Annotated in this window: 4 protein-coding genes and 1 pseudogene; all 5 read left to right on the forward strand. The window is 37.3% G+C overall.

Translation table 11 applies throughout. The features are described from left to right. Positions 1-746 precede the first annotated feature (746 nt). Positions 747-4,204: pseudogene (locus JCM12304_RS01205) on the forward strand (chondroitinase family polysaccharide lyase); the annotation flags it as partial. A 583-nt stretch (positions 4,205-4,787) separates the two neighbouring features. Further along, positions 4,788-4,952: a hypothetical protein gene (locus JCM12304_RS19235; RefSeq protein ID WP_156036046.1), complete on the forward strand. Its 165-nt coding sequence runs from the start codon at positions 4,788-4,790 to the stop codon at positions 4,950-4,952. Positions 4,953-5,015: 63 nt separating this feature from the next. Continuing rightward, complete coding sequence (locus JCM12304_RS01215) at positions 5,016-5,552, forward strand: hypothetical protein (RefSeq protein WP_060678313.1); 537 nt, start codon at positions 5,016-5,018, stop codon at positions 5,550-5,552. 179 nt (positions 5,553-5,731) lie between these two features. After that, positions 5,732-6,691, forward strand: a complete 960-nt coding sequence (locus JCM12304_RS01220; protein ID WP_060678314.1) for a ParA family protein — start codon at positions 5,732-5,734, stop codon at positions 6,689-6,691. Next, complete coding sequence (locus tag JCM12304_RS01225; protein ID WP_060678315.1) at positions 6,684-7,268, forward strand: hypothetical protein; 585 nt, start codon at positions 6,684-6,686, stop codon at positions 7,266-7,268. Before JCM12304_RS01220 ends, JCM12304_RS01225 begins: the two co-directional genes overlap by 8 nt. Positions 7,269-7,335 lie beyond the last annotated feature (67 nt).

The following is a 7,335-nucleotide window of genomic DNA, read 5'->3' on the forward strand; positions in this document are numbered from 1 at the left end:
TAGACCCTCTTTTCCACTACTATATCCACTAGTTCTTTATCTAGAGCATCTGTTAAATTATAGATTTGTTTTAGAAAAGGAAACTTAAACATACGAATAGGCAGTTTTACATTGCTTAAGTTATGGTGCCAGTACTCCATGGATATTGTCGATATACAACAAATAATGAACTGCCATTAGAATGTTTTAATGGCAGTTTATTTATTTAATTACTTATCGAGTTTGAATTTTTAACGTCTACTATTTCTTAAATTTGAAAATAGTGCTTATGAACTAATTACTTTTATATAATTTTGAAAATTTATTCTATACAGAATACTGACTTCCGAATTCAAGAAAAAATCTCCGATAATAATAAGATTTAGCCGGAGACTAAATTATATGATAAAAATGCTAGTCAAAGATTCTGTTACTAAGCAAGCTTCCTTTAAAAAACATAAATGACAGCGGTTACATTCTTTGGGTGTTACTAACGATTAAGGAAGCTAATATAGCTGAAAAAAGGGGAGGTTCTTATCAGATTCATCTAGTTAAGATAGTGCCAAAAAATAAATGGTATAAGTGTTTAATTAAAAGCTTTAACTCTTAAACTGCGACCTCTTCCAATTCAATTAATACAATTCAGGAGTGATTTTTTGAAAAAATTAAAAGTAATTTTTTTCGTTATTTTCACCGCTTTGTTTTACCCACTGATAAGTTCGCAAATAGACATTGCTTATGCTGCTAATAAGGAAACTAGTAACCTTTTGAAAAATGGAGGGTTTGAAGAAACAATAGAAAATAAAGAGTGGTTGAATTCTCAGGGACCAGCGGACTGGAGTCAATGGAAAGCAAGTGGCGACCCCGAATTAGTAGTAGATAATCAAATTAGTCATTCAGGAAAGAAATCTATTAAAATTCAAGCTTCTAGTGACAGCCGTGTATCAGTAGAGCAGGATGTGATGGTCATTTCCGGAAAAGAATATAAACTTTCTGCTTGGGTTAAAACAGATAAAGTTACCAGTAACCATGGTGCCAGGTTGCGTTTAACTTTTTTAGGTGATAAAAAGGTTTATGAGTATTCAAATGAAGTAACCGGTACCTCAGGCTGGAAGCATATTGAAAAGATTGTTAAAGTCCCTGAAGGCTATAACACTGTCCGTATTCAAAATTTCTTGGAAAAAGGTACAGGTACCGTTTGGTTTGATGATATTACGCTTGAAGAATGGGACTCAAGTGATAAGGATAAAGAGTCTTCATTTTCGTTTGAATCTGGGGTGCCTGATGCCTTCTCAACAGATAGTGGATCAACAATAAAAACAACAGAGGCTCGTTACAAGGATGGAAAAAATTCACTTGAATGGACCTTCAAAGCGGATTCACAATTGACGATTAATAACCCAATTGATTTAAAAAACATGAATAAAGATACCTTTGGAATATGGATATATAATGAAACCCCGATTAATGATGAGTTGATCTTTGATTTTGGCAGCAATGGTAAAACCGACGCATCATTTACTTTTAACTTAAATTTTACAGGTTGGCGAACGGCATGGGTGCCTTTTCATGATATGGAAGGAAATCCGAACTTTAATATGAATACAGTCTCTATTACTGCTCCAAAAAGTGTAACAGAAGGAAAGCTGTATATGGATCAAATGGTATTAAGTAATCCGGTGGACCCGCGTTATCCTACAAGAGATGTTCAGGTACCGTTTGTAAATAAAGAAGCTGACCAAAGCCCAAATGCACATTGGCTATCCTTGTATAAATTCGATTCTTTGCTCCCGAAGAGTTATGAAGCTAACACAACGGAGGAAGATCGCAGTTCGTTGCAAACGATAGAGGATAGATACAAAGAATTTGAGCTGCGAGAAGCTGAGGAAGTTACTAATCAGTACATGAAAAATATACAAGAACAATTTGCATCTTACAAGATTACAAGAGGTAATAATGCGATAACTGGGAGACCAGTTAATTTGAAAAATATCAAGGATATTTATCCAAAAGAAGCCTATGATGAAATAGAAAAACTGGTTAATGGGATTGATGTGAGAGATTATACTGATTTTATGAAAGAAGTAGCAGTGGCTTATCAAACCACTGATAATGAGACATATAAAAGTGAACTGAAATCTATTTTTCTTGATCTTTTAGAACACATGCATGATCAAGGATGGGCATGGGGGAGTAGTCTTGGATCCATGCATCATTTGGGCTATAACATGCGTGGATACTATCCAGCTGTGGTGCTTATGAAGGACGAGCTAAAAGAGGCTGGATTGTTGAATCGTACTCAAAAAATGATGAGCTGGTATACAGGTATAGGAAGGATTTATGAAGATCTAAATAAAAATTACGCCAATATTGATATTCTTAATACGACACTAAAGGGCATGGTGGCGACTATTTTAGTTGAGGAGGATAAAGAGAAGCAAATCGCTTTGTTAGAGCGACTTAGAGATTGGTTGAATCAAGCTTGCTTCCGGCTCCGGGATTAATGCCAGCATTTAAGCCAGATGGCTCTGCCTTTCATCACATGGGATTCTATCCAGCATATGCAAGAGATGCGTTTGAGGGAATGACTCCTGTCGTTTTTATGTTAAGTAATACAACATTTCATATAAGTGAAGAGGCACATGGAATGTTGAAAAAGGCTGTGTTAGCAAGCCGTTTATATTCTAATAAATATGAGTGGCTAATAGGAGTAGCTGGTCGTCATCCAACAAACCGTCTTCATCTGGAAAGTTTCGCATTTAAATATATGGCTCTTGCTGGTACGCCAGATGGAAAGGAAGATATTGATCCTGAATTAGCTGCAGCTTACCTTCGCCTTGTTGAACCAGAGAATGTAGATGAAACAACCATGCGTCTCAAATCTATGGGATATAAAGCAGAAGCTGCACCTAACGGAAATTGGACGATGAATTATGGAGTACTTGCACTGCATCGGAGAGATAATTGGCTTGTTGGTGTAAAAGGACATCATCGCTATCATTGGTCGAATGAAATTTACTCTAACGCAAATTTGTTTGGTAGATATACTACTTATGGCCAAATTCAAATTTTAGGTAAGGGTAATCCTGTCAACTATTTAGACAGTGGTTATACTCAGGAAGGCTGGGATTGGAACCGTTGGCCTGGTACTACAACGAAACATCTTCCTATTGATAAGCTAAGGGCAAAATCAACTACTGAAATGCTGCTAACAGATGAGTCCTATGCGGGTGGGCTAAACATCGAAGGAGAAAATGGGATGTTTGCTATGAAGCTTCACGAACATCCAAAATATGATGAATCATTTAGAGCAAGAAAATCCGTTTTTATGTTTGATAACAGGATTATTGCACTTGGTTCCAATATTGAAAACACAGATCAACAGCATGAAACGGAAACAACGTTGTTTCAAAATCATATGGTTAATAAAAAGGATCCTGTTCGAGTTAACGGTAAAAAGGTAACAGACTTCCCATATGAAAATACGTTAAATGGAAATAAATCTGTGTGGATGCTTGATAACAAAGATAATGGTTACTACATTCCTGCCGGTCAGGAGATAGGCATTCATAAAGAAACTCAACATTCCAGAGATCAAAAAGACGACAGGGATACCCAAGGGGATTTTGCGACAGCGTGGCTTAAGCATGGTAAAGCGCCTGATAACGGGTCATATGAGTATGCCATTCTTGTCGATTCCAACCCCGGCCAAATTAATGCATTTACCCGTAAAATGGATAAATCCAATCATGCACCATATACAGTGCTACAAAAGGATTATGATGCGCATATTGTCAAAGATAGTAAATCAAAAACAACCGGTTATGCCATTATGGAACCAAATGATTCCCTTGATAAGGGCCATATTATTTCGGTCGATACGCCATCAATGATTATGATTAAAGAACAGGGGAATGATCTAATCCTTTCAGAGGTGGACCCAGACTGGCATTTGTATGAAGGGAAGGATGAGGATCAATATGACGACAATGGCAATTTTATTGGAGGAGAAGGTCCTTATTCGCGTCCTTGGAAAGAAAATGAAAGTAAGGTGCATCAACTCCGTCTGACACTAAAAGGTGAATGGAGATTAAAGGAAAAGGGGGATAAATATCGTATCATTTCCAATGATGATGGCAAGACGGTATTAGAATTTGATAATAAAGACGCCATGCCAATTGAAATTCAACTTGCACCTGTCAAAGACACTTATAATGCTGATTAAGTAAAATCTGTTAAAGGCTTTGATTAGGGTGAAGCTTTTGCATCAAAGTATTGTCAAACGCCATCATTCTGAAGAAAAAAAAGTTGCTAAGAAAGATGTTAAACATATGGAAGAGTTCAAAGATAACTTTTTAATTGGAAGGATAGTAAGCTGCTGTCTGATGAAGCATTTAACCAGCTTAGCAAGAATGCGGAAATTTTCATAGATAACTGACATTTGGGATAAGGTGCGATTTATCGGAAATCTGTGGTGAATTCTTGGATGGCAATTGTAAGGATTGTGTGTAGAAAGAGAAGTGCTTGAAACTTACTCAATGATATAAATGAAAGAGCAAGCGTAATATATCTCCTGGTATTATATGGAGGGAAGGTTTTACGCTTGCTTTTTTTATGTTAAATTAGTTTTTTTGGTAAAAGTAGAGAGTGTGTGTATTATTTGAAAGTATAGGATGGTATGCAGTTGAATGAAGCTTGAAAGTTGATTAGTTAGAGTTGGCAAAAGTCGGGGATGCCGTTTCTGGACTTCTTGGTCCTAGGGTCAGCTTTCAAAGACAATTCAAAAAAGAAGTATATGGGATTTTTTTATGTCTGCTTTAGCCATTTTTTGTTCTGTATTATTTTTTAGTGTACATCAATTGGAGCCATTAATTATTGCCGGTATGGCAGGCGGAATTACAACAGTATATATTGCTAAGAAACCTTTTACCAGACAAAAAACTATTAAACAATTTATTAATGAAGAGATATAACTGTAGACTTTTTAATTAATATCTTTATAGAAGTAAAAGTGAAATTTAAAAGGAGCAAACGGAATGAAATTAATCCCTTTTTATCGACTACAAGGAAAAAACATGGATCAGTATACCTTGTTCTTAGATAAGCAGGAGAACCGCATCTACAAGGTAAACAACAGGGATGAAAATAATATTTTATATTGGGTCGCTTTCGTTCTTGTGTTAGCGATATTTAGAGCTGTCAGATCAATTCATTTACCAGTTTATCATCCAATTGCCGTAGTTTTTTGTATAATGGTTGGCCTGATTATATCTATCACTCTGGGGATCGTTGTCTACAAGACCTACTATCGAGATCTAAAGGAAGTTTATTTGACGGGGCCTGAATTGATGGAATACATAAAACGCGGAAAGAAAAGTTTAAAGATAGAAGTTTGGCTTACAGGGATTATGTTTATCTTCTTCATTTTAACTATTTTATTATTTATGATGAACTACTGGATTGTATGGTATCTGGTAAATATAACTATCGGATTTTTATTGACTATATTGATATCTGGTTTGCCGCCTGAAAGATTTAGGTTAAGCAAAAAATCATTTGTTGACGAGGGATAGAGGAACTACTACTAGTCTTGTATTAAGTAGTGTGCATATGCATACCCTCCCCCAATGATATATCACACAACTTCCCCTTAACCCCCAATCCCACCAACCAACCTCAGCCAAAATCCGAATTTCTCCTTCCAATAATGAAAGTTGTCATGCCACTTCGCATATATATTTAACCGGTGCACATGAAGGGGGAGAGGATTATTGGGGTAATTTCGGTCATGAATTATAAGGGTGGTGTTGGTAAAACAACGCTCTCTGCTAATATTGCGGCAGAATTGGCAAATAGAGGGAAGCATGTGTTGCTCATCGATCTGGACCCACAGACAAATTTGACTTTATCGTTTATGCAGTTTGAGGAATGGTTGGCACTAGATCGGCAGGAGCGGACAATTAAGCATTGGTATGACGACTTTTTGGATAGTGATGGGGAGCTTTCTCTTGGAGATTTAATTGTTACACCGTATCTTGTTAACCAGCGATTGGAAAATAATCGAGGCAGAATTGATTTGATATGTTCCCAATTGGAATTGATTCATGTTGACATGGAGCTTTCAAGCAGACTGGGAGGGAACACAGATCGCACAATTCGTAGCAATTATTTGAGGGTGTTATCAAGATTACGTATGAAACTGGATGAAATAAAAGATGGGTACGATATGGTCCTGATCGATTGTCCGCCGAATTTCAATTTGGTCACACAAAATGCCCTTGTCGCCAGTGATGGATATGTGGTGCCGGCAAAGGCAGATTACTTATCAACATTGGGAATTGATACACTAATACGTCATGTTCATACATTGAAAAAGAAATATAACCGTTTTTGTGAGGAAGCAGACCATTCGATCGAGAAGATTGACCCACAAGAGCTCGGTGTCGTATTCACGATGATCTCCTTCTATAGTGGGGAACCAATTGCTGCACAGCGCGAATATATGAAACAAGTGGAAAGGGATCATGCTTGTTTCCAGAGTTATATGCGTGAAAATACAACCTTTTTTGCACCAGCACCTGAAACTGGTATACCTGTAATACTGACAAAAGGGCAGAGCACATTACAGGAAAATATACGTAATGAAATTAAGCAAATTGTAAATGAACTAACTACTTTTCATGTGAATTACGGCGGACAGAAGCATGAGTAAACGAGATACAGAAAAGGTACTTCGAATCGCGCTGAACTTTTTAGAGGGGTTAACAGTGGAGCAATTCCAGGAATTAATAAAAGGAAATGCCGAAATTCACTATAAGGCAAAGAAAAAAAGATACCAGAAAGAATTACAAAGAATTGAGCAGGAAGCAAGGCATACGACGGATGTGGAAAAGATTTTAGAAGGATATACGAAAAAGAAGTTGCTGCTTTTTTGCGAGGAGCTTAACTTGCCTACAAAAACAAGAGATACCAAAAAAGTGATCTATCAAAAAGTTGCAGATCACTTTGGTATTGCTGATTCGGCAGGACATGAGTGTAAAAAGACAGTAGAAGCGGATCAGTGGAAACCAATGGAAGATGCGCTGAGCTGCTGTAATACGGTGGAGGAAGCCAAGGATTTCTTGCTGAGCCAGGATGCCCTTCGGCTAAAAAAAGACATCGTTGTTTTTGCTAAACACTTAGGCGTCTATGTCAATCAGCGATACACAAAGCAGGAACTATTGGAGCGAATTGTGAACTCAGTTGTCGGAAGTGGGATCAGAGGAAGAGCGATGAGGATGGAGGATTGATGTGAAGGGTGGGGCCGCCTCTAACCCGCCTACATTAAAACACCCCCAGAGATCGACTTCGGGTGTT

It is taken from the genome of Virgibacillus halodenitrificans JCM 12304 (assembly GCF_001310895.1).
Classification (GTDB): domain Bacteria; phylum Bacillota; class Bacilli; order Bacillales; family Amphibacillaceae; genus Virgibacillus_Q; species Virgibacillus_Q halodenitrificans.

Excerpts from the sequence above, each read along its gene's own strand:
- JCM12304_RS01225 (WP_060678315.1), top strand. The coding sequence starts at position 6,684 with ATGAGTAAACGAGATACAGAAAAGGTACTTCGAATCGCGCTGAACTTT.
- JCM12304_RS01220 (WP_060678314.1), top strand. The coding sequence starts at position 5,732 with ATGAAGGGGGAGAGGATTATTGGGGTAATTTCGGTCATGAATTATAAG.
- JCM12304_RS01215 (WP_060678313.1), top strand. The coding sequence starts at position 5,016 with ATGAAATTAATCCCTTTTTATCGACTACAAGGAAAAAACATGGATCAG.
- JCM12304_RS19235 (WP_156036046.1), top strand. The coding sequence starts at position 4,788 with ATGTCTGCTTTAGCCATTTTTTGTTCTGTATTATTTTTTAGTGTACAT.